This window comes from Paenibacillus sp. FSL R5-0713 (assembly GCF_037973325.1).
Taxonomy (GTDB): Bacteria; Bacillota; Bacilli; order Paenibacillales; family Paenibacillaceae; genus Paenibacillus.
Genome location: NZ_CP150229.1, coordinates 6,291,297 through 6,315,178, shown reverse-complemented (window position 1 = coordinate 6,315,178; position 23,882 = coordinate 6,291,297). Strand labels below are relative to the sequence as shown.

Annotated in this window: 21 protein-coding genes; 12 read left to right on the top strand and 9 right to left on the bottom strand. The window is 48.1% G+C overall.

Features of this window, described 5'->3' with window-relative positions:
* Positions 1–18: 18 nt before the first annotated feature.
* The 5 genes from MKZ12_RS28105 to MKZ12_RS28085 form a co-directional block, all read right to left on the bottom strand.
* On the bottom strand, positions 19–858 hold the full coding sequence (locus MKZ12_RS28105; RefSeq protein WP_339257816.1) for a DNA alkylation repair protein: 840 nt from the start codon (positions 856–858) through the stop codon (positions 19–21).
* A 77-nt stretch (positions 859–935) separates the two neighbouring features.
* Complete coding sequence (locus MKZ12_RS28100) at positions 936–1,631, bottom strand: Crp/Fnr family transcriptional regulator (protein WP_339238511.1); 696 nt, start codon at positions 1,629–1,631, stop codon at positions 936–938.
* Positions 1,632–1,758: 127 nt separating this feature from the next.
* On the bottom strand, positions 1,759–2,277 hold the full coding sequence (locus MKZ12_RS28095) for an AbrB/MazE/SpoVT family DNA-binding domain-containing protein (protein ID WP_047840820.1): 519 nt from the start codon (positions 2,275–2,277) through the stop codon (positions 1,759–1,761).
* Between the two features lie 105 nt (positions 2,278–2,382).
* Entirely contained in the window at positions 2,383–3,063 is a 681-nt protein-coding gene (locus MKZ12_RS28090; protein ID WP_339238508.1) for an LrgB family protein, read from the bottom strand.
* Positions 3,060–3,431: a CidA/LrgA family holin-like protein gene (locus MKZ12_RS28085; RefSeq protein WP_017691758.1), complete on the bottom strand. Its 372-nt coding sequence runs from the start codon at positions 3,429–3,431 to the stop codon at positions 3,060–3,062. Before MKZ12_RS28085 ends, MKZ12_RS28090 begins: the two co-directional genes overlap by 4 nt.
* Positions 3,432–3,585: 154 nt before the next feature.
* Between MKZ12_RS28085 and MKZ12_RS28080 the strand changes: the two genes are divergently transcribed.
* The 5 genes from MKZ12_RS28080 to MKZ12_RS28060 all read left to right on the top strand — a co-directional run bounded on the left by MKZ12_RS28080 (position 3,586) and on the right by MKZ12_RS28060 (position 7,676).
* Complete coding sequence (locus MKZ12_RS28080; protein WP_339238506.1) at positions 3,586–4,470, top strand: LysR family transcriptional regulator; 885 nt, start codon at positions 3,586–3,588, stop codon at positions 4,468–4,470.
* Between the two features lie 111 nt (positions 4,471–4,581).
* On the top strand, positions 4,582–5,439 hold the full coding sequence (locus MKZ12_RS28075) for a carbon-nitrogen hydrolase family protein (protein ID WP_339257815.1): 858 nt from the start codon (positions 4,582–4,584) through the stop codon (positions 5,437–5,439).
* Between the two features lie 81 nt (positions 5,440–5,520).
* Positions 5,521–6,195, top strand: a complete 675-nt coding sequence (locus MKZ12_RS28070) for a GNAT family N-acetyltransferase (RefSeq protein ID WP_339257814.1) — start codon at positions 5,521–5,523, stop codon at positions 6,193–6,195.
* Between the two features lie 93 nt (positions 6,196–6,288).
* The gene (locus tag MKZ12_RS28065) at positions 6,289–6,960 is read left to right on the top strand and encodes a GNAT family N-acetyltransferase (RefSeq protein WP_339257813.1); all 672 of its coding nucleotides are present in this window, start codon (positions 6,289–6,291) and stop codon (positions 6,958–6,960) included.
* Positions 6,961–7,115: 155 nt separating this feature from the next.
* Positions 7,116–7,676, top strand: a complete 561-nt coding sequence (locus tag MKZ12_RS28060; RefSeq protein ID WP_339257812.1) for a hypothetical protein — start codon at positions 7,116–7,118, stop codon at positions 7,674–7,676.
* 92 nt (positions 7,677–7,768) lie between these two features.
* Here MKZ12_RS28060 and MKZ12_RS28055 read toward each other — a convergent pair whose 3' ends face one another.
* Together MKZ12_RS28055 and MKZ12_RS28050 are read right to left on the bottom strand one after the other, a co-directional pair.
* Complete coding sequence (locus MKZ12_RS28055; RefSeq protein ID WP_339257811.1) at positions 7,769–9,751, bottom strand: LTA synthase family protein; 1,983 nt, start codon at positions 9,749–9,751, stop codon at positions 7,769–7,771.
* Between the two features lie 170 nt (positions 9,752–9,921).
* Positions 9,922–10,419: an antibiotic biosynthesis monooxygenase gene (locus MKZ12_RS28050; RefSeq protein ID WP_339257810.1), complete on the bottom strand. Its 498-nt coding sequence runs from the start codon at positions 10,417–10,419 to the stop codon at positions 9,922–9,924.
* Between the two features lie 137 nt (positions 10,420–10,556).
* Here MKZ12_RS28050 and MKZ12_RS28045 point away from each other — a divergent pair, with 137 nt between their 5' ends.
* Positions 10,557–12,869: a helicase C-terminal domain-containing protein gene (locus MKZ12_RS28045; RefSeq protein WP_339257809.1), complete on the top strand. Its 2,313-nt coding sequence runs from the start codon at positions 10,557–10,559 to the stop codon at positions 12,867–12,869.
* A 201-nt stretch (positions 12,870–13,070) separates the two neighbouring features.
* On the top strand, positions 13,071–14,552 hold the full coding sequence (locus tag MKZ12_RS28040; protein WP_339257808.1) for an alpha-amylase: 1,482 nt from the start codon (positions 13,071–13,073) through the stop codon (positions 14,550–14,552).
* Positions 14,553–15,005: 453 nt separating this feature from the next.
* On the opposite strand, the gene MKZ12_RS28035 is transcribed toward MKZ12_RS28040, so the two are convergent.
* Positions 15,006–15,749: an MBL fold metallo-hydrolase gene (locus MKZ12_RS28035; RefSeq protein ID WP_339257807.1), complete on the bottom strand. Its 744-nt coding sequence runs from the start codon at positions 15,747–15,749 to the stop codon at positions 15,006–15,008.
* 203 nt (positions 15,750–15,952) lie between these two features.
* On the opposite strand from MKZ12_RS28035, the gene uxaC reads away from it, so the two are divergent.
* The 4 genes from uxaC to MKZ12_RS28015 all read left to right on the top strand — a co-directional run bounded on the left by uxaC (position 15,953) and on the right by MKZ12_RS28015 (position 21,941).
* Complete coding sequence (uxaC, locus tag MKZ12_RS28030) at positions 15,953–17,395, top strand: glucuronate isomerase (protein WP_339257806.1); 1,443 nt, start codon at positions 15,953–15,955, stop codon at positions 17,393–17,395.
* Positions 17,396–17,797: 402 nt separating this feature from the next.
* The gene (locus MKZ12_RS28025) at positions 17,798–18,340 is read left to right on the top strand and encodes a MarR family transcriptional regulator (RefSeq protein ID WP_339238482.1); all 543 of its coding nucleotides are present in this window, start codon (positions 17,798–17,800) and stop codon (positions 18,338–18,340) included.
* On the top strand, positions 18,337–20,064 hold the full coding sequence (locus MKZ12_RS28020; protein ID WP_339257805.1) for an ABC transporter ATP-binding protein: 1,728 nt from the start codon (positions 18,337–18,339) through the stop codon (positions 20,062–20,064). The genes MKZ12_RS28025 and MKZ12_RS28020 overlap by 4 nt, the downstream gene beginning before the upstream one ends.
* The gene (locus tag MKZ12_RS28015) at positions 20,061–21,941 is read left to right on the top strand and encodes an ABC transporter ATP-binding protein (RefSeq protein WP_339257804.1); all 1,881 of its coding nucleotides are present in this window, start codon (positions 20,061–20,063) and stop codon (positions 21,939–21,941) included. The genes MKZ12_RS28020 and MKZ12_RS28015 overlap by 4 nt, the downstream gene beginning before the upstream one ends.
* 102 nt (positions 21,942–22,043) lie before the next feature.
* Here MKZ12_RS28015 and MKZ12_RS28010 read toward each other — a convergent pair whose 3' ends face one another.
* Positions 22,044–22,637, bottom strand: coding sequence for a hypothetical protein (locus MKZ12_RS28010; protein WP_339257803.1), 594 nt, complete (start codon positions 22,635–22,637; stop codon positions 22,044–22,046).
* A 332-nt stretch (positions 22,638–22,969) separates the two neighbouring features.
* On the opposite strand from MKZ12_RS28010, the gene MKZ12_RS28005 reads away from it, so the two are divergent.
* Entirely contained in the window at positions 22,970–23,866 is an 897-nt protein-coding gene (locus tag MKZ12_RS28005; protein ID WP_339257802.1) for a diacylglycerol kinase family protein, read from the top strand.
* Positions 23,867–23,882: the final 16 nt, after the last annotated feature.

Here is a 23,882-nt window from a genome sequence, read left to right as displayed (position 1 = left end):
TAAGCGGTGGTCATCTTTTTATGTAAGACTTCGTTTGGCACGTGTGATAATTCGCAGTGTATGTTTGGTATCGGACTGCTGAATCCAAGTGTCACAGACCTGCCGGACCCACTCGGGATTTGTTTTGCCGGCATCGTTCAGCCAGTTGCTTACCGAATCCTGTACATACTTATGAGCATCCGATTTCACCGCGTCAAGCAAGGGAAGGGCCATAGCCGGGTTTTCTTTTAACTCCGGAATATGTCTGGCCCATACGCCACGAGGTCTGATGCATTCTATGGCAAACCGACGGATCAGTGGATCAGGGTCAACGCTCCATGGGATCAAATCGTGCAAAGCGGAGGATAATTCGGCAGAGATGGGCTCCCGTACCGCCATCCAGGCAATTTCCCTTACACCAAAGTGATGATCTGCGGCAAAGGGCCGAATACGCTCCAACTTTTCAGTCAGGTTGAGCCGGGAATCCAACCCAATGATATAAGCCGCCCAGCAGCGAATACTGTCTGAACGATGTTCTGCAATGGAACGAAAGAGATTGGTATGTTCATTCATGGTTAGACGATTCAACAGATTAAGCCATTGCATAGCTATGGCCGGGATGATTTTCATAATTCGCTGTTCATTCATCTGTCTTAACTGTGCAGTAATTGCTCCGGTTTCGGCATCCATTCCCCATTCATGGGTAACCCTCTCAAAAAGAGAAATATGATCTACTGCCAGCCATTCGGTCAGATTGACCGACTCAATATGTCCTGCTTGTAGCCCATTGCGGATATGCTCCGGGATTTCGGCAGCTTTACGGGCGCCTTTGCGAAGAAGAACGTCCTCAGGGATAAACAGATCTGACTTAGCATCCAATGGTATACGCCTCCTTGGTTGTATAGACTCATGCGTTATACAATACAACTTGCCGGAGAACAGGGATGTAAGGCATCTTACAACTGTGCAGTGATTTTTCGAAGGGTAGCAATTTCGTCACGATGAAGGGAGACTGATTTGAATCCGGTACGAATACGGCCTGCTCTTGCTAACTCTTGCATGGCGACGGTGACCGATTCCCGTGTGACTCCAGCCATCCAGGCAATCTCCTGATGGGTAAGTGCCAGTTGAATCTTGCAGAACTCCTCTTCTTCGATGCATCCCATCTGTTCAGCCAGCCGGAAGAGATTATGTATCACCTTTTCGTGCAGGTTACCGAGTGCAAGCGTCTGTGTCAACTCGCTCATTCGCTTGATCCGTTCACTTAGTATGTTCATCAGTCTCATCATAAATTCCGGATGCCCAATCAGAAACTGTTCAAAACGCGGTTTGTTCATCAGGCAAATATCACATTCCTCCATCGTTTCGATATAAACGGCACGTGTTCCGAGTGAGATTCCATTCATCTCTCCAAACACGTTACCTTCCGTCAACATATCAAGCGTGAACTGCTTGCCCTCCGGGCTCAATGTATATAAACGAACCTTTCCCCGTTTTACAAAATAGAAACCTTCCGTAAATGTAGCCGGTGTCTGGATCTGACTGTCTTTAGGTAAGGTCGTGATAGAAGTCATCCCATCCATTTCAATCAGGTCGGCCTCGGACAAGGAGGACAGCAGGTCGAATTGTGATAAATACAGAATTTTATCCATAGCATTCCTTCCCATAACATTATGAAAATAAAAAAAGAAGAACCCACGAAAAACAACGGGTTCTCTTGCAGCGGGACTTCCGGTATCGGAAGGTCTTCTGACTATAAATGATCGAATGCCATTTTAATTATAGTAACTTTTTTAATTGAGAGACGCGTCCTTGGCTGATGCCAAGCTTTTCCGCAATTTGCTGTTGAGCCAAACCTGGATTCTGTTCAACAATTTCTTTCATTTGTTGCAGCATGCGTGCCGTTTTCGGCCGCAAATCCGGATATTCTTGGTTGTCAGCTGTGGTCCCTTCTTCCCTAGCGGGAGATGAGACAGGGGCGGATTTGGAAGCAGGACGCTCCACGGGTGCAGGAGCCTGTTTGTTCTGAGGTACGAACCAGTCGGGAGAGTCATCCGGGTGTTTTAATTGAATTGCACAAGTCCGGCAGATGAATTGTTCTTTGAAATACATTTCCGTATCTACATCACCGCAAAAAATACATAATGTTGATTTGTACTTTCTCAAAATCAACTCTTTCCCTTCAATGAAAAACTCAAGCGGATCGCCGATATGGATTTCCATCGTATCCCGCATTTCTTTGGGAAGGACAATTCGTCCAAGACGGTCCAGAGATCTCTTCATTCCGGTTCTTTTCATCGCATCTCCCCCGCAATATTCACAATTAAAACCTGTCCTTATTGTAAGGAAGAAAGGGCTTTAATACAACAATAATATTTCAAAAAAGTGGGATAATTCCATCTATTATGGGAAAATAAGTTTGGAAAGGATCGGTGCAACGGCTAAAGTGAATAATGCGGCGAGCACCATGGAGATGCTGGAGATGGTACCTGTCAGGGAACTCAGTTCAAACGCTTTGGATGTTCCTGTGCCATGGGCACCGGTTCCAAACAGTGTGCCTCGTGCAATTTCCCCATCGATGCGCAGCATCTTGACGATAGAAGGTCCCATAATCACCCCGAGCAGGCCGGTCATAATAACGAAAACAGCTGTCACCGCAGGAATGCCGCCGATTGTAGCGGAGACATTCATGGCAATTGGGGTGGTGATAGAACGTGGGATCAAGCTATGGATCAGTCCTGAATCCAGTTGCAGCCATTTGGCAAGCAGGGCAGAAGACAGCACGGCAACCACCGATCCGGTCATGACACTGAAGACAATCTCGGAGATATGTTTTTTGAGTACATGGAAAAAAGTATAAAGCGGCACAGCAAAAGCCACGGTGGCCGGTTGAAGCAACAGACTCAGCCATTTGCCACCACTGCTATACGTGGTATAATCCGTTCCGGTTGCGAGCAATACGCCAACGACAAGAAGCGGCGTAATGAGCAACGGAGACAGATACACTTTTGGCAGGTTGCGATACATTCGTTTGGCTACCGCATAGATCCCGACGGTTAACAACAGGCAGAGGAATCCAATCATCCAGTGTGACGCTCCTTTCGTTTCGCAATTCGTGTAGCAACGAGTCCTGTGCAGGACATGACCAGGAAAGTGCTAAGTAGTACGATGAATAAAATCTGCAATCCGTCATGCTCCAACATGGGCATATAGTTCATGATGCCAACGGCTGACGGGATGAAAAATAATAGTAGTTCTCCGAGCAGCCATGCAGCTCCAACTTCAATCCAGCGCAGCTTTACGACACGAGTCTGAAGCAGAATGAATAGCACGACCATACCGAGAATCGAACCCGGTACAGGAAGATGGAGAGTACGGGCCAGCAGGTCCATAAGCAGTGAAAAAACCATTAAGAGCGCAACCTGTGCAATACCAAGGCCCCATTTTTTCACTTCAATCCCTCCTTGTAACATCAACGTAATCGTTTATTTTTTTTGAAAATGTTTCATTTGATATCATAAATTTTACATGGCATTCTTTCATGAGTAAAATGCATATTAAGAATGTTTACTATTCCATTTGTCTATGAGAGGTGGAGATCAACGGATGGATATCCGCCATTTGCAATATTTTCTGGAAGTTGCCCGACAACAAAGCTTCACCAAAGCAGCTGAAGTGCTGTATATCACCCAGCCTACCATCAGCAAGACGGTCAAGAGTCTTGAAGAGGAATTGGGGATCACGCTACTGGACCGTTATGGCAAAAAGGTGGAATTAACCGATGCAGGCCATGTGTTTTTCCGACAGGCGCTTGAGATTGAAAAATCATTCCGCAATCTGTCATCCGAACTGGACGACTTGATGAATCTGAAGAAAGGTCACCTGCGGATTGGCCTGCCGCCGATGGTGGGGTCCAGCTTTTTCCCCATGATCATTGGTGAATTCCACAAAGCCTACCCGCAGGTGACCATTCAGCTATTTGAGGATGGTGCCAAAAAAGTGGAGGCCGATGTGATTAGCGGTGCACTGGATATTGGCGTTGCCGTTCTGCCAACCGTGGACGAACTGTTGGATCATTTTGTTTTTGTGAAAGAGAAATTGAATCTGCTTGTGCATCCTTCACATCCACTTGCGGGTAAAGATTCGGTTGCGCTGCATGAACTCGAAAACGACGCCTTTGTGTTGTTTCGGGAGGATTTTGCGTTGCATGACCGGATTATTGTGGCCTGCCAGCATGCGGGGTTCCAGCCCAGAGTGGTGTATGAGAGCTCTCAGTGGGATCTGCTCAGCGCAATGGTTGCCGCCAATCTGGGTGTAGCTTTACTGCCGGAAACGATCTGTCGTGAGGTGGACCACATGCGCGTGCGCATTATACCCGTGGTGGAACCGGTGATTCCATGGCAGCTCGGCATGATCTGGCGGAAGGACCGTTATCTGTCTTTTGCCACGAGAGAATGGATCGGATTCACACAGTCGATGCTGGGTGAGTGAGGGAAGCGATTGGAAGGTATTCTGTCGTTGTAGTACCCAGTGTAAATACTCTTTTGTTGAATCAGGATCGTTGTTACAATGGAAGCATAATGATGGTGGAGGTGTACGAACATGAAACTGCGGGTATCCGCTGTACAATACCAATTGCACACAATTAGCTCGTTTGAGCAGTTCGCCGCACAGGCGGAGCATTATATACGGACAGCGAGTGAATACGGAACCGAATTTGTGCTGTTCCCGGAATTTTTCACAACGCAACTAATGTCCATTGGAGACGAACAAGGTAATGCATTGACCATTGAGGATCTGCCGAACTTTACGGAGCAATATGAACAACTGTTCACGTCACTTGCTGCCAAGTACGGTATGCATGTTATCGGGGGAACCCACGTCATTCGCCGTGAGGGAAAGCTGTATAATACAGCTCACCTGTTCTACCCGGATGGTCGCATCGCGCGCCAGGACAAGATTCACATTACACCAACCGAAGTACAGGAATGGAATATGGCTCCAGGGGATGGACTTGAGGTGTTCGACACCGATAAAGGCCGTATTGCGATGCTGACCTGTTACGATATTGAATTCCCGGAAATTGTGCGGATGGCCAAAGCCAAAGGCGCTGACGTGATCTTCTGTCCTTCCTGTACGGACGATCGTCACGGATTCTACCGTGTGCGTTATACAAGTCATGCCCGTGCGGTGGAGAATCAGGTGTATGTTGTGTTAACCGGAACGGTGGGCAACTTGCCGACGGTTGATTTCATGCGTGCCAACTACGGACAGGCTGCGATTATTACGCCAAATGATATTCCGTTCCCGCCACGTGGCATTCTGGCCGAGGGTGAGCTTAACAACGATATGATTGTGACCGCTGATCTGGATCTGGAATTGTTGTATGAGGTACGCGAACGTGGATCGGTAACGACCTGGCGTGACCGCCGTACTGATCTGTATACCGATTGGGAGTAGTAAAACTCCATTTATAAATGAACAGGACATCGGAACATGTAACAAAATTCATTTGTCAGTGGAAAGGGGCGATCCGGCAACATGTATAGGAAAGAAATGCTGATCACCGACCCGGAGCGGAAGGGTAAAAGGGTAAAAGCAGTCGTCCGCAATTACATTGCAGCCGACTTTGAGGAACTTGTTCGCATTCAGGCGGAGAGTTTCCCTCCTCCTTATCCGGAAGAGCTGCTCTGGAGTCACGAGCAGCTCAACAGTCATGTGCAGCATTACCCGGAAGGGGTCATATGCATTGAAGTGGATGGAGAATTGGCCGGATCGATGACCTCGCTGCGGATGCAGTGGGACCCTGCACATCCAGCGAGTCATACCTGGGCCGAAGTAACGGATGACGGCTATATTCGTAACCACCAACCGGATGGCAACACGCTGTATATTGTTGATCTCTGTGTTCGTCCGAAGTACCGCAAGTGGGGACTGGCTCAGTTGATGATGCAGGCGATGTACCACCTGGTGATCGCACAGGGTATAGATCGGTTACTGGGTGCGGGGAGAATGCCAGGTTATCATCTGGTTGCAGATCAACTGTCTGCACAGGAATATCTGGATCAAGTGGCTGCGGGTGAGAAGCGTGACCCGGTGATATCGTTCCTGCTTCGCTGTGGCCGCATGCCCGTAGGCGTAACCGCAGACTATCTGGATGATGAGGAGTCCTGCAATTATGCTGCCTTGATGGAGTGGCGAAATCCATTTCGATAAGATTTGCTCACCATTACAGATCAAACCCAATTTTGAACGAGTTAGATACACGAATGATTAAAATATACATTCATATCAAGGAGGCATTTATCCATGGAATTCACGCGTATTACATCCATTAACGATCCATTGTTTGCCCAAATGCACAAGCTGATGCAGGAGATCTTCCCAAGGGAAGAAGTGTTGGACTTCCCGCTCTGGGCAGAGCCATTGGAAGATCCAGGTATTCGGGTATTCGTGGCTGTGCACGAGGGACAAGTTGTTGGCGCGACAGAGTACCGTTACTACGAGGATTGGAATGTGGCCATGACGGACTTTACGATTATTGGGCGTGAAGGTCTGGGTATCGGCAGTTTCCTGGCCAATCACCGCAAGCGTGATCTGCAGAAGCTCGCGGCAGCCAACGGGAAGGAATTGTTCGGCATGTTTGCCGAAATCTATAACCCATATCTGAGTCAGGATCACGAATTTGGCGGGATCAAGCCGATGGACCCGTATGTACGCCGCGAAGTATTGTCGCATCTGGGATACCAGCGTCTGGATTTCCCGTACGTTCATCCATCCTGGCAAGGGGATGGGGAAGCGGTTGGCGGATTGGATCTGTGCTTCATGCCAGGCGATGAGTCACTCAGTGAATTGCCAGCCAGTCTGGTGGCTGATTTCCTGAATCGATATTATGCGGTGCTACCGAACAAACCACAGGAGTGGCTTGCCATGGTAGAGCAATTGACTGCTCGTAAGTCGGTTGCATTACTGCCGTTGTAATGAGTTGAAAGACCCGAGCCTGGACTAACAGGGTTCGGGTCTTTTTGGTTTATTTTTCAGAACGAACGAGATCCTCTTTTTATTTGTGTGGGATATGTTACCATTAATATGGAAGATATATGTTTATTTTCATTTTTATTTAAGGAGGGGATTAGATGAGAAAAAGCAGAATTTTGTTCATATCGATGTTCGCTTTGTTTTTAACAGCCTGCAGTTCAAGTGACGATGCTTCACTACCAGATGTACAGCAGAGGGAACGCAAGGATGCCATAGATATCGAACAAGTTCAGAAGGAAAACGAACTGCTGAAGGAGCAGGTGCGGAACAACCGGAAGGAAAAAGATGAAAAAAAAGCAAAAGAGCAGGAAGAAGTAGAAAGTTTAAGAGAAACGCTGAATATTACGTTTAAACTGATGGCAGCGATGCAATCTAAAGATTATGCATATCTTGAATCGGTGTCTTCTCCGAACATAGAAATATCGCAGCAGAGCAATGTCATTATTTCGAAACGGGATCAGGTAGATTACGAAGTACCTTTTCTGCAAAACGTTAGCCTGAATAATCTGGAGTATCGCGGATTTAATCCGCTGGATTCAGATCGGGTCATTTTACATATGGCTACTGTATGGTCTGATGGAAACGGTGCATTGGATCTCTATTTCATTCGTTCCGAGGAAGGCAACTGGCTCTTTGATGGTCTGCTCACGAATGGATAGGCATCCAGTCTGGCTCCGTACAGATAAATAGCGACCATTCCGTCTATGTAAGAGAGGAAGGTCGCCGCATGATGAGTTCGAGTGAAAAATAATTATTGTGTAGTCTTTCGATCCGGAAGCTGGCTCAAATAACTGTTGGACAAGTGTGCAAGATCCAATGCTCGATCATACTGTTCCTTGGTTATAAACCGTGAAGAAGAAACCTCATTGTTACTGGATGTAACGATTGCTGGAGGTACCTTGCCCGCCGAAATCTGCGGCGTCTCTTCCGAAGGAACAGCCTTCTGCTCTTGCCCGGTATCCTGTCTGCCCGCATCAGCTAGGGAATAATGCGTTCCGTCCCCGTATCCTTTTGCGGGTATGAAGAGAGAAGCATCGTTTAGAACGGACCCGGAAGGAAGGTAATATCGTTCGGGTAGAAGATTCCCGCCTTCACGCAGCAAATCCTGTCCGAAGTGTAATTGGTCCTCCAATGATACGCCGGTGAGTCCCGCAATCGTTGGCAGAATGTCCACCTGACCTCCGATCTGTTCCAGCTGAACACCCGCGGTTACGCCAGGGGCCGAGATCATGAGCGGAATATTAATCATATCTGCTGATGTGTACTCCCGACCATACAACTCTTTCATGATGACTCTGTCTTGCTTATCCAGTGAATAGATGGGGAGACCCAGATGATCCCCATACAGGACGAGCAGGCTGTTTTCCCATAATCCCCGTTCCTTCAGTCCAGCAATCAACTGTCCAATCGCCTGATCGGCATAGTGCTGCGATATCAGATAATCGCCGGGCAACGTATCCTTGTAACGCTCAGGCAGCGTCAGCTTCACCTTGTTTTCGGGCAAAGTGTACGGGTGGTGGGCTGACATGGAGATGATATGGGCATAGAAGGGAACACCGGAAGACTGCATGGACTCCAGCTTATCCAGTGTTTTGGAATATAGCACTTCATCCGAGGCCGAGAAGGCGATAGAATCCTGTGTGCCGAAATAATCAATATCATAATACTGGTCGAATCCAAGTGCCTTGTATAACTGATCCCGATTCCAGAATCGGACATCATTTGTATGGAATGTGGCTGTCTGATATCCGTTCGCCGCCATTAGCTTGGGTAGACTCGGCAGAGCCTTATCTGCGTATACAGTCGTTGCTGCCCCGTTCGGTGGGGTGTAGAACGAAGTATTCACAACGAATTCGGCATCGGATGTATTTCCCTGTCCCACTTGCTGATAAAAGTTAGGAAAATACAGGCTCTGTCTAGCCAATTCATTCAGGTTGGGCGTGATCTCCTGTCCATCCACCTCTAATCCAATCAGAAAGTTCTGAAACGATTCCATCTGGAGCATGATCACGTTGCGTCCGCTCGCTGCACCCTGCTTCACAATCGCAGGAAGTGGAGTCGTTTGCTTCAGTTGGTCGATGGCAGCCTGATCAATGTGAGCAACGGGCACAAGTTCATCAGGTCGATCCAGGATGGTATACGCCTCGTAACCGAGGATGCCCATCTGTTCTGCTTGTGTAAGCTCACTCATACTGGCCCGATTGGGGTAGATGTTGAGCATGCACAGGATCATGGACAGGATCAGAATGACCGAAGCAACCCGTCTTCTGGCACGTCGTTCAAGCGGAATGCGATTCGGGCGTTCTGTACTCCCGAGCTTGATCCGACGACGAACGAGTATCCCCCCAATGATCAGAACGTCTGCAAAAATAAACAAATAATAGGGGTCAAGCAAAGAGAACATGCTGCTCTTGACCGAAGTCACCTGATTCACCTGTGCCAGCGCGTGATAGTTAACGATTACACCGTAATATTTGTAGTACATGATGGCTGCAAAGAAAATGCCTGAGAGCAGCAAATTCATGGCAAGGTACATCCACATCCGCCGCTTGGCAGCAAACCACTCAATTAGACAGAAGCCGATCCAGATGAGCGGCAATTCGGTCAGCAGAGGTTTCCAGACAGGGATGTCATCGAAGATAACGATCCAGGCCAGTGAGCTTTTGATCATCATGATGATGGTAAAGAATATAAAAGGTCCGCTTAGAAATCGGGTGAGTGAACTGCGTGACAAGGTACCGCCTTCCCTTCCGAAGTTTCATTTAACAAGTATTATCCTATCTCAGCATGGCTGTGTCAAAAACGAAAGCCTTCAAAATGGACGGCAAAAAACCTCTTCCAAGCAGGAAGAGGTGTGAAAAAAACGTGGGTTACCGCGATAAAAGCCAGATGCGACCCATTCCGTTATTCGATCGTGTACGTTGTGACGTAAGAAGGTCTGGGGAACATCGTGGGCTTCTGTGCAGTCAGCCCTTCGCTTGTACTGCGGTTTCGGTGAGCGTGGCTATAGGCTTGGGATTCCTGCCAGCCTTTGAAATGTTCTTCGGATTGCCAAAGTGTAAGTACGACATACGTATCATCCTTGAGAGGACGAAGCACACGAATACCGACAAAACCAGGCTCATCTTCTACCTTGCGGGCACGGTTCTTGAATCGTTCTTCAAAATCGTCACGACCATCCTCTGTCACAGGGATATTGTTCAGAACAGCGAAACCACCGCCAGTCCAGGAGCCTGCGGCATCGAAAGCTTCATATGCGGCTACTTTATCATCAGACTCAATATTCATCAGGCGTTCTGCGGATTCAATCGCCAGACGCACATGCTCTTCGCTTCGCAAAGTGAGATGCGGGTACGCAGCAAGTGCATCCGGAATCGGTGAAGGAACCAAATAGATATACATAGAAGCTGCCTCCTCATTAAGTACATTCTATCTCAAGATAGCATATGAGATTGTGCGAGTCCAATCGGTGGATCAACTGGTTTGAGCACGTCTTTTCATGATAAAGTATAATCACTACAAACAGAACGGGTGATCGTATGACAACAACAATTCGGATATCGGTAAGACCTTTGGTGGAGTATGTGTACCGCAGTGGCAGCATACGTCCGGGGTTCCGGACCAATGCCTCGATGCAGGAGGGGACTCGAATCCACCAACGTGTCCAGAAGGAGTATACCGAAGAGGATTTAAAAGAGATTGTGCTCGAAACTGAGATCCAACATGGGGATCTGACCTATGTGGTGGAAGGGCGGTGTGATGGCCTGATCCGGTTGGAGGGGCAATTGACGGTGGATGAGATCAAATCAACTGCGGGCAATCTGGATGATCTGGGAGAGGGTCTTCCGGTACACTGGGCGCAGGCCATGATGTATGCCTACATGTACGCTGTCCAGCATGATGAACCACGTATGCAAGTGCAGTTAACGTATGTGCATTCGGTGACCCATGAAGAGAGACGGTTTCGCCGAATGGCAGAACGAGAGGAACTGGAGCAGTTTGCGGCAGAAGTGATTGCCGGTTATGCGCCATATGCAGAGATGATTGCTGCATATGAAGAAAAGCGTGATATCAGTGTGCGAGAGCTGCCGTTTCCTTTTCGCAAATACCGGGAGGGGCAGCGGAAGTTGGCTGGAGCCGTGTACAAAACGATCCGTGAGGGTCAGGGATTGATGGCCAAAGCACCAACAGGTATTGGCAAAACCATGTCCGTGCTGTTCCCCACGGTCAAAGCCATTGGCGAAGGCGAAGCGAACCGATTGTTCTATCTGACCGCGAGGACAACGACACGGGTGGCGGCAGAAGAAGCTTTTGCCCGGATGCAATCGGAAGGATTGAAGATGCATGTCATAAGTCTGACCGCGAAGGACAAGATCTGTTTCAAGGAAGAGGAAGCTTGTGATACGGGGCAGTGTGGCATGTGCGAAGGATATTATGACCGTATTAATGGAGCCGTGCTGGACATGCTGGAACATGAGACGTTAATGACACGCCCGGTTATTGAGCAGTATGCGCGCAAACATCGGGTGTGTCCGTTTGAGTTTTCACTGGATGCGGCATATGCAGCCGATGCGGTGATCTGCGATTATAACTATATTTTTGATCCGCGGATCTCTCTGAAAAGAATGTTGGAAGAGCAGAAACGCAAGACGGTATTACTGGTGGACGAGGCACATAATCTGGTCGATCGTGGGCGAACGATGTTTTCCGCGGAGCTGGAGAAGGCAGTGTTCCTGGATGTGAAAAGGGAGTTCCAGTCGCTGGACAGCAGTGTGCCTGCTGCCAAAGCCATTGTTGACTACACCGGGGCCATTGTTAAGTATCTGATTACCCTTCGCCAAAATGGTGGAGATGAGGGGAAAATCATTCAACAGGAGGCGCCGGAGGAACTAATTGAACGGCTGGAGCCTTTTGTTATGGTTGCGGAGCAGTGTCTTGTTGAAGGTGGCTCGGGCAATGCCGAAACGGATCAGTTGCTGCTCGATGCCTACTTCACGGCACAGAATTTTCTGCGTATTGCCAAGCTGTATGATGAACGTTTTATTACGTATGCAGAGTGTGTACGAAGTGAAGTGCGAGTGAAGTTATTCTGTCTCGATCCGTCGGTGTTGCTTCGTCAGACGGCCAAAGGCTTCCGCTCCCTCATTCATTTCTCGGCAACCTTGTCACCTCTTCGCTATTATCGGGATATGCTGGGTGCAGAGGAAGAAGATTATACGTTGCAGATTCCCTCACCCTTTCAGCGTGAACAGCTGGATGTGAGACTCATGCCCTTATCTGTTCGTTATAAAGACCGGGAACAATCTCGGCGCCCCATTGCGGAGATGCTGCAACAGCTGGTAAGTGAATGGCCGCGCAGTAATCTGATGGTGTTCTTCCCGTCGTATCCTTATATGCGCGAGATCTATGACACCTATGCACAGCTTCCAAGTGAAGCGGATACGGTCATACAGAAGCAGGGCATGAACGAACTGGAACGGGAGCAGTTTCTGGATGGATTCCAGCCGAATCCTGAACGAACACGACTGGTGTTTGCCGTTATGGGTGGTGTATTCTCGGAGGGTGTCGATCTGCCGGGAGACCGCTTGAATGGCGTTGTGGTGGTAGGTGCGGGGCTGCCGCAGATTGGTTTGGAGAACAACGTATTACGTGATTATTATGATCGGACAGGACGCAACGGATTTAATTACGCTTATATTTTCCCGGGAATGAACAAGGTGCTGCAGGCGGGTGGACGGCTGATTCGAACGGAAGAAGACAAGGGCGTGTTGGTGCTGGTCGACGATCGTTTTATCCAAGAACCGTACCGTTCCCTGCTGCCCGAGGAGTGGCGGGACTATAAACGAATCTGATATTGCATCTTCAGAGCAGTTCCAATGGAATCAGGCAAATGCGGAACCAAGGAGTTTAACATTTTTTTTCAGATTTCTTCCCTTTACATGATTGAAAGGTAGGGTGAAAGGGTTATAACTTGGTTAGCAACGAACGAACAACGGCGATTACCCTATCCGTTCCGCGGTCCGCTTCGAAAGCAATCAAGGAGGTCGGTTATAATGAAGAGAAATCATACCATGATGCAGTTTTTTGAATGGCACCTGGCTGCAGACGGAGATCATTGGAAGCGACTGGCTGAAATGGCCCCGGAACTGAAAGCCAAAGGCATTGACTCGGTATGGGTACCACCCGTAACCAAGGCAGTGTCAGCAGAAGATACAGGTTATGGTGTATATGATCTGTATGATCTGGGCGAATTTGATCAAAAGGGTACCGTGCGGACCAAATATGGCACCAAGCAGGAATTGGTGGAGGCCATTGCCGAGTGTCAGAAGAACGGAATTGCCGTCTATGTGGATCTGGTCATGAATCACAAGGCCGGAGCAGATGAGACGGAAGTGTTCAAAGTGATTGAGGTTGATCCCAATGATCGGACGAAGGAAATTTCTGAACCGTTCGAGATTGAAGGCTGGACCAAATTCACATTCCCGGGTCGCGGTGATCAATACTCCTCCTTTAAGTGGAGCTCCGAACATTTCAACGGTACGGACTATGATGCCAAGGGAGAACGAAGCGGTGTATTCCGCATCGCAGGTGAGAACAAGAACTGGAATCAGAATGTCGATGATGAGTTTGGCAACTACGATTATCTGATGTTCGCCAACATAGATTATAACCATCCGGATGTGCGGCGTGAGATGATCGATTGGGGAAAATGGCTGATCGACACCCTCCAGTGCGGTGGGTTCCGGCTGGATGCGATTAAGCACATCAATCACGAATTCATCAAGGAGTTCGCAGCAGAGATGATCCGCAAACGCGGTCAGGATTTCTACATCGTAGGTGAGTTCTGGAACTCGAACCTGGATGCATGTCGTGAGTTCCTTGATACGGTAGATTATCAGATCGACCTGTTCGATGTGTCTCTTCACTACAAGTTGCATGAGGCTTCGCTTGCAGGCAGAGACTTTGATCTCTCCAAAATTTTTGATGACACCTTGGTCCAGACCCATCCTACCCATGCGGTAACCTTTGTAGATAACCATGACTCCCAACCCCATGAAGCATTGGAATCCTGGATTGGAGACTGGTTTAAGCCGAGTGCCTATGCGTTGACACTATTACGACGTGATGGATATCCGGTTGTATTTTACGGAGATTATTATGGTATTGGTGGTCCTGAACCTGTGGATGGCAAAAAAGAAATTCTGGACATTCTGCTGTCTGCGCGCTGCAACAAGGCATATGGGGAGCAGGAAGACTACTTCGATCACGCCAATACGATTGGCTGGGTGCGTCGTGGCGTAGAGGAAATCGAAGGTTCTGGTTGTGCGGTGGTCATCTCCAACGGGGATGACGGTGAGAAGAGAATGTTCATCGGAGAGCATCGTGCTGGTGAAGTCTGGGTGGATCTGACGAACAGTTGTGAGGATCAGATTACCATCGAGGAAGACGGCTGGGCCACCTTCCATGTGTGCGGTGGAGGCGTCTCGGTATGGGCCCTTCCTGAACAGAATGAGGACTGCGCTGACGCTGAGTAACGGCGTATATCAGGCAATATATAAGAAAAGAAAAGATGCACCGATGGATGATATGAATAATGGTGTATAGATCGATCGATAATCCACCTGAACAGGGGAGCAGGCACTCCTATGTTCAGGTGGTTTTTGCATTTTTCTATGGATGGCCAAAACTCCAACTCAACAGAAACTCCTAACGAACTCAGCCCACTTTATTTGCACCGAATTAGGCTTATTGTAATTCTAACGAATCTCAGTAACCTTATTACTGCCAAAAGTGATTTTAATAGCGCCAATTGGAGCAACATCATCAGATTAACGCGTTTGAGATTCGTTAGAATACTGATACCTCGGATTTTGACTAATTAGGACCTCTCAGATTCGTTAGCTTAACTTGGGTTAACGCTCTCACCATAGGCAAACGGATCAAAGGAACCTGAGGAGACGCTGCCTATGTGTTGGATCTCCGTTTATCTAATCCAACTCAAAGGATTCCAGCGTGCCAACCATTCGCAGATCATGATCGCGGTTGAATTGTTCCCGTTTGTCCGCATCCGCGTACTCATCATGATAATGCATCAACACGGTTTTCTGTCTCACTTCGGCTGGCAGTTGCTCCAGTTCCTTCAATGAGGTATGAGATTTGATCACCAGATCATGCATATGACATTCATGGAAAATCAGCTGCACATCAGCGGCAACTTGCTCCACCCGTTCCTGGTTGAGTGTACTGTCTGCACTGTAATAGAAGTAAGGCTTGGCGATTAACCCATTGCTGACCATACCGGGAACATGCTGCGTCCGAAATGTCTCAAACGTCACACCGCCCAGTTCGAATGTGCCTCCATCTGGCAGGGGAACAACATCGTAGTAATCACTCATGGTACGTTCACCATCCGTTGTGTAGCGCATGCCGGGGGAGAGTATGTTCCAGAGCGGATCTACCAATTGTTCATGGATGAACAGACGGGGTTTGCGGTCGCCCACGATCTGTGCGTAATACCCCAGCATCTGTACACCATTAATATGATCTTCGTGTAGATGTGAAATGAAAACATTGTGGATATCGGTCATGGGAAATCCATATTCCTTGAGTGCTTTGGCATTTGATTCCGGAAAATCAATGACCAGATGCGTGTCTTCGAATTCAGCCAACATACTATTGTGGTGCTGCTCCACGCTGAACATATCTCCTGTGCCGAGAAAAGTAATTTTCATTCATATTCATCTCCTTGTGTGATCTTCAGATCAGCATCCTTGCGTTAAATCCAGTATACCTTGTTCCCGAATATATGCCTAAATCAACCTTTTTTGATAACGCTATCATTTTATATTGAACTTTGATGGCAAACAGTGTAGCGTAAAGATGGGAAGTGAACCCATATGAACGTAAACTCACCTAAAGGGAGCGTGCGAGGCGAATGAAATCTTTTCTGGATGAACAATTTTTGCTGCATAATGAAACGGCGGTCAAGTTATATGAGGATTATGCCAAAGACATGCCGATTATTGACTATCATTGCCACCTCAGTCCTCAGGAGATCTACGAGAACAAAACCTTTGGCAATCTTACGGAGGCCTGGTTATACGGTGATCACTATAAGTGGCGGCTCATGCGCGCAAACGGAATTGAAGAGCAATATGTGACTGGCGGCGAAGGCGTAACCGATTACGATCGTTTCCTGGCTTACGCCAAAACAGTACCCATGATGATTGGTAATCCGTTGTACGCCTGGTCTCACTTGGAATTACAGCGATATTTCGGCGTCTACGAAGTATTGAATGAGTCAAGCGCACCGGCCATCTGGGATAAAGTAAATGCCAAACTGAACAGTGACGGATTCGGTGCACGTGATCTGATTACCAAATCCAATGTCACTGTTGTGTGCACAACCGATGATCCTACCGATTCTCTGGAGTATCATCTAAAGATTCAGGAGATTGAAGGCTTTGATACGGCGGTATTGCCTTCTTTCCGCCCAGATAAAGGACTGGAATTGAACCGGGATACATTCACCGAATGGGTGGGCAAGCTGTCGCAGGCATCTGGCACTGCCATTTCAGATTATGAATCCTTCCTTACTGCGCTGGAGTCCCGGGTGGAATTCTTCCATTCCGTCGGTGGCAGAGTCTCTGACCATGCACTTGATTATGTTCCTTACGGTGTGGCTACGCGAGAAGAAGCGGGTGAGATTTTTGCGAAGGCACTTGCAGGTCAGAAGGTAACTCGTGAGGAAGAGGACAAGTATAAGACGGTCACATTGACGTTCCTCGGCAAACTGTATGCAGAGCGCGGTTGGGTGATGCAGTTCCACATTAATGCAGCCCGTAACAACAATACACGGATGTTTGCCAAGCTTGGGCCGGATACCGGTTATGACGCCGTGAATGATACACCACTGTCATCAGCAATGATTGGATTGCTCGATGCGTTAGAACAGCAGCAGGCGTTACCCAAAACGATTCTGTATTCCTTAAATCCAAGGGATAATGAAGTTCTTGCAGCGATCATCGGCAGTTTCCAGGGCGGTGGTATTCCGGGCAAAATCCAGCTTGGTGCAGCATGGTGGTTCAATGATACGAAGGACGGCATGCTCGCCCAGATGAAGGCACTTGCGAATGTGGGTCTGCTCAGCCGATTTGTCGGTATGCTGACTGATTCACGCAGCTTCCTGTCGTACACACGGCATGAGTATTTCCGCCGCCTGGTCTGCAATCTCATTGGTGAATGGGCTGAACAGGGCGAAGCACCGCAGGATATGGAGCTGCTTGGTCAGATCGTACAGGGCATTGCCTACAACAATGCAAAAGAATATTTCCCGTTTGCCTCAGTGCCTCAAACGGTCTCTGCTTCAAAGTCATGATAGGTGATGCGTGATGCTCAACAAGTTCATCTAATTTTGCAATAAGAGAGGCTACCTTGTTTCTTCATTCCATATGTATAACAATGCTCCCATTAAGTACACCGGGTATTCATCTACCGGAGTATTGGATGGGAGCTTTTTTGAGTTTCCTTCCTGATATTGCGCACAATAACTATAGCCAGCTCCAATGACGGCAAAATGACAAAGCCCATAACGAAGCGGTTATAAGCGTTTAGTATGGGTTACTCTTGGTTATTTTTAGTTGTTTGACTTTCGCTTCCTGCGATAATATACTTAGTACACCTAATTAATTGCATATCTATTTAATTGCGATGCTATTTAATAGGTGTCCTATGATATTGGATATCTATGCATTAATAAAGAAAGAGGGAGGAATCCAATATGACTGGTATAGATCCGGTCGCTCAGAAGCTTTTATACTCCATCATGCAGTTTAATAAAGGCAAGTGGAGGCAAAATAAACCTCATGGGCGCAATCATAATGAAATTATGGTGCTTGCTTGTTTGCTGCATGGTACCCATCCAGGAGAACGTCTGGACTGGCGGGATAATCCGCCAGATTTTGAGAGAGAACTGAATGAGAGTCGCCCAGGACTTAAAGTATCGGAAATCAGTGCGTTACTGCGGGTGAAATCACCAACAATAACCCCGGTTATTCGTGGGCTTGAGGATGAAGGGCTTGTCGAACGGACCATGGACCCGACGGATCGCCGTGCTGTGCGTATCACCATTACAGAGGCAGGGCGGAACATTATTCGGGCGGCACATGAGGAGCGCATGCAAACGTTCAACCAGCTCGTCGAGCATTTGGGTGAGGAAGAAAGCATTCAATTGACGGAGTTGTTGACCAAGGTTTATACCTTTTTTGATACAGTGGTTTTCCAACAGACGGAGACGTCCACACAAGGAGATGATACGCCATGATGAAACTGTTTCGCATGCTGAAGCCTTATCGAATACCGATTATCTTCATTCTGGTATTGGTACTGTTTCAGTCGCTTGCCGAATTGTACCTGCCTACGTTAATGGCGGATATCGTGAATTTTGGCATCATTAAGGGAGATGTCCCTTATATTTGGCAGATTGGTGGATGGATGTTGGTCATTGCGATTGGCGGAACAGCGTGTTCAGTGATCGCCAGTTACCTCTCCTCCCGCACTGCGGGTGGATTTGCCAAACAACTTCGCAGCAGAGTATTCCGCCATGTGGAGAACTTCTCGCTCCAGGAGTTCGATAAGATGGGTACGGCTTCCCTGATTACGCGTACGACGAATGATATCACGCAGGTACAGAACGTACTTACGATGATGCTGCGCATGATGATTATGGCTCCATTGATGTGTATCGGTGGTATCTTCATGGCGGTCTCGCAGGACGCCAAATTATCTACGATCTTCCTGGTCGTGCTGCCTGTACTGGGCGGAGCCATTGCGCTGATTGGTTCCAAGGGTTTACCTTTGTTCAAAACCATTCAGAAAAAGCTGGACCGCCTCAACCTGGTGCTGCGTGAGCAGTTAACAGGGATTCGTGTCGTGCGTTCCTTTAACCGTGGTGAGCATGAGCGCGTGCGCTTTAACGGGGCCAACACGGAACTGAGAGATTCTTCTATTAAAGTTAATGTGCTCATGGCGACCATCATGCCTGTTATGATGCTGGTTATGAACTTTTCGATGATTGCCATTCTTTATTTTGGTGGAATGCGGATTGACAGCGGCAATATGAACATCGGTGCATTGATTGCCTTCATTCAATATGCCATGCAAATCATGTTCTCACTGATTATGGTTTCCATGATCTTTGTCATGATTCCAAGAGCTTCAGCATCGGCAGAACGGATTAACGAAGTACTTGATATGCAGCCGGATCTTAGCAACCCCGAGCAGCCTCGTGGCATGAAATCCATGCAGGGGATGATTGAGTTTGACCATGTAACTTTCCGTTATCCGGGCGCAGAGAATCCAGCGTTGTCCGATATATCCTTCACAGCTCGTTCAGGTGAGACAACAGCCATTATTGGGGGTACGGGTTCCGGGAAATCGACATTGCTCAGTCTTATTCCACGATTCTATGATGTGACTGAAGGCAGCGTTCGGGTCAATGGTACGGATGTGCGGGAACTTCGGCAGGAAGATTTGCGGGCCAAAATTGGCTTTGTGCCACAAAAGGCAGTCCTCTTCACGGGTACAATTACGGAGAATATCCGTCACGGGAAAGACGATGCCACAATGGATGAAGTTGTTCATGCGGCTCGTACGGCTCAGGCAGAGAACTTCATTACCGAGATGAAAGATGGATATGACAGCCTAATTGCACAAGGGGGTAACAACGTGTCTGGTGGACAAAAACAACGTTTGTCCATCGCTCGCGCACTTGTTCGCCGTCCGGAAGTCTATATCTTTGATGACAGTTTCTCTGCCCTCGATTTCAAAACGGATGCTAAACTTCGTGCTGCGCTGAAGTCCGAAACGACAGAAGCGGCTGTGCTGATTGTTGCCCAGCGTGTAAGTACAGTAATGGATGCCGATCGTATTCTGGTTATGGATGAGGGACGAATTGTCGGTTCAGGAACACATAAAGAGCTGCTGGAGCACAATGAAGTATATCGCGAAATTGTATCCTCCCAGCTGACTGAGGAGGAGATCGCATGAGTGATCATACAGAAAAACATAAAGCACCCCGTGCCTCTCGCGGACCGGGACCCGGTCCGGGTATGGGCATGCGACCTCCCGCTGAGAAAGCAAAAGATTTCAAAGGCACACTGCGGCGTTTGATTCGTTATCTCCAGCCCCACAGCTCTCGTCTACTTGGGGTGCTGGTTGCAGCCATTCTGAGTACCGTATTCAGTATCATCAGTCCTAAGATCATGGCCGAAGGTACGGATATTCTTAGTGAAGGCGCCATTGCCATCTTTCAGGGTGTGCAGGGAGCCGGGATTGATTTTCCTGCATTGATGAAAGTATTATACCTGCTTGGCGGGCTCTATCTGTTCAGTGCTGCATTCATGTATATTCAGCAATACCTGATGGCTGGTGTAGCCCAGCGTGTTGTCTATGACATGCGTGAGCAGATCAGTGCGAAGGTTGGACGCCTTCCTTTGAAATATTTCGACTCCCGTACGACTGGGGAGACACTGAGCCGTGCCACGAATGACGTGGACAATATCAGTAATACCCTTCAGCAAAGTTTGGCACAGTTCATTACGTCCATCGTCACGATTGTCGGCGTAATTATCATGATGCTGACGATTAGTCCATGGATGACCTTGATCACGATTTTGACACTGCCACTCAGTGTCGTTGTTGTTATGCTGGTCGCTTCCCGTTCGCAAAAACACTTTGCAGGCCAACAGAAGTCCCTCGGGGAACTGAATGGTCATGTCGAAGAGATGTACACAGGACACAAGGTTGTCAAAGCATTTGGACGCGAAGAACAATCGGTACAGCAATTCGAGAAGGTCAATGAAGAGTTGTATGAATCCGGCTGGAAAGCCCAGTTTATCTCGGGTATTATTATGCCGCTCATGAGTTTTGTCGGTAACCTGGGTTATGTACTGATCTGTGTGGTCGGTGGGATCTTCGTTACTCGCGGATCTATCTCGATCGGGGATATTCTGGCCTTTACACAGTACTCCCGTCAATTCACACAACCGATTAACCAGATTGCTAATATCTCTAATATCATTCAATCGACGATTGCATCGGCAGAACGGGTATTTGAGTTGCTGGATGAAGAGGAAGAAGTTCCGGAGTCCAAACAACCCGTGCAACTACAGCAACCTAAAGGTGCGGTTACATTCCAAGGTGTTAATTTTGGATATAAAGAAAATGAACTGCTCATTCATAACATGAACATTGATGTAAAACCGGGACAGACCGTAGCCATTGTTGGACCAACGGGAGCCGGTAAAACGACCCTGATCAACCTGTTAATGCGTTTCTACGAAATTCAGGATGGTCGGATTACGATTGACGGTGCCGACATTAAGGACATGGAGCGTGGCAAGCTGCGCAGTCTGTTCGGCATGGTGCTTCAGGATACCTGGTTGTTCAACGGAACGATTCGGGACAACATCGCCTATGGTCGAGAAGGTTCTACGGAAGAGGATGTCATCAAGGCAGCCGTTGCGGCACATGCGGATCACTTTATTCGTACACTGCCTGATGGATACGACACGGTGCTGAATGAAGAGGCGTCGAACATCTCTCAAGGGCAGAAACAGTTGCTGACCATTGCAAGAGCGATTCTGGCGAACCCGGCTATTCTCATTCTGGATGAAGCGACGAGTAGCGTGGATACACGGACTGAAGTATTCATTCAGAAAGCCATGAATGATCTGATGAAGGATCGCACGAGCTTTGTCATTGCACACCGTTTGTCCACCATTCGCGGCGCCGATCTGATCCTGGTTATGGATCATGGTAACGTGATTGAACAGGGCAATCATGAGGAATTAATGGCGAGTCAAGGTTTCTACGCGGATCTGTACAATAGTCAGTTTGCAGAGCAGCAACCGCAGGCGATCTGATTACAATGTAAATAACAAGAATAGCCGGGAGCCCCCTAGTAGGGGTTCCCGGCTATTTGTCGTATATCCAGAGGAGTGACATTAGGATATGGATCGTTTTAGTTACTGATCCTTAGACTCCTTAGCAGGTTCATCTGCGCCGTTGCTAGAGATCGACCTCGCTTCTATCTTTATGTTGTCCCTGTTAGCTTCCTCCAGTGCAGACGGAGCGGGTTCACCCGGGATCAATTCGCGCTGCTCAATCATGCGTTTGACGACTTCATAACAGTCATCGACATGTTTGTTACCCACATATCGCATAGCTGTGAAGCTGAGTGCAGCAGCCAGTCCCTGTCCAGCAAATGGGACAAATTTGGCAACGGACTTAGTAGCTACGCGTACGCCAACTCTTTTCAAAACCTGGACAACCAGTTCTTTCGTCACCATACGTCCGATGACTTTGCTTCCGATGGACATGACGAATCCATAGATCATGGATTTGGTCTCGGGGTCCATGCCGTCCAACTGTTTTTGGGATAATCCGAATTTATTGTTAATGGCAGGCAACAGCTGCATCAGCATCCCCACATCAGCCAGCACGTCTGTACCGGGCAGCGGAACGAGTGTTGTACCGGCAGATGCGGTAGCTCTTTTGCGAACCATGGTACGGCATTCCTTGCGAACTTGCTCCAATTGTTCCAACGTTGCCGGAATCATAGGGAATCCCTCCATTCGTATATGGTATAGATATAACCGTTTTGAATCGTTTTGAATGGGTTCTCACCAGCAAAATTTGCGGCCTTATGACATAAGGTGCGGAGAAACCCTTTTTCTCATGCATACATCTGGTTAACCAAGGAAATGGTTTGTAAGATCAACGAGTTATCTAAATAGTTGAATTTATATAGCTATTACGAATGAATGAGGATTAGGATGCATGTCTGATTGGGGAACCTATTTGGAATGATGAGTGCTTAGCGCAGGGATTGTTTATGGATTCAACCTTCTTGGGTAAAGGTTAACAAGCATTGGAATGGAGGAAGAGAAGGATGGAGTTTAACAAAGCATTGTTAATTCATCATCATCATTCAGGCAAGGCCAATCGTGAGAATACAGTGGGTCTCGTGGTTGGTGTGCTGGCCCCCGCTGTCCATGAACTCGTCATTGTGCGTACCGATGAACCCGGCGAAGGAGAGAAGTTGTGTCGTGAACGCGGTGAACAATTCGATGTGGTGTTTATTCTGGGTGGGGATGGCACGGTGCATGAATGCGTGAATGGACTGGCTGATCTGCAGCATCCTCCGTTGATTGGCATATTGCCTGGAGGCACCTGTAATGACTTTGCGCGTTCGCTCGGCATTTCACCCGATGCAGAGACTGCTGCACAAGAAATGCTCGCAGGTCGGGTAGTATCTATTGATGTTGGACGAGCCAATGATCGGGTGTTCACGAACTTTTTTGGTATTGGCTTGATCAGTGATGCATCGCAGAATATTAACGAGAATCTGAAAGGCACGCTGGGTAAGCTCAGTTATTTCATCAGCACGTTGCAGACAATTAGTCATACGGAGCCGTTTCGTTATCAATTGGAGGCGGATGGGAAAGAGATGGAAGGCGAAGCGGTAATGATCTACGCAGCCAACGGCCGTTTTCTGGGAACGAATGCCCTGCCTTTTGCACCGGATGCATTGCAGGATGGGGAGCTAGACGTACTCATTATTCATGAGACAGGCATCCCGCTGCTGCGAGAGATCCTGTCACATAAGCCCGAGGGAGATTGGCAACCCCAGAGTGAGAGCATTTCATACTTCAAGGCATCTACGCTAAAAGTGAACACAGATACGCCGATGTCAGCTGACACGGATGGCGAATTGTATATGAAGACACCCGCCGAGCTGTCGGTGCTCACGGGTCATCTGAAGTTTCTAACCGGGGAGGTGTACTAAATCCCCGGTTTTTTTG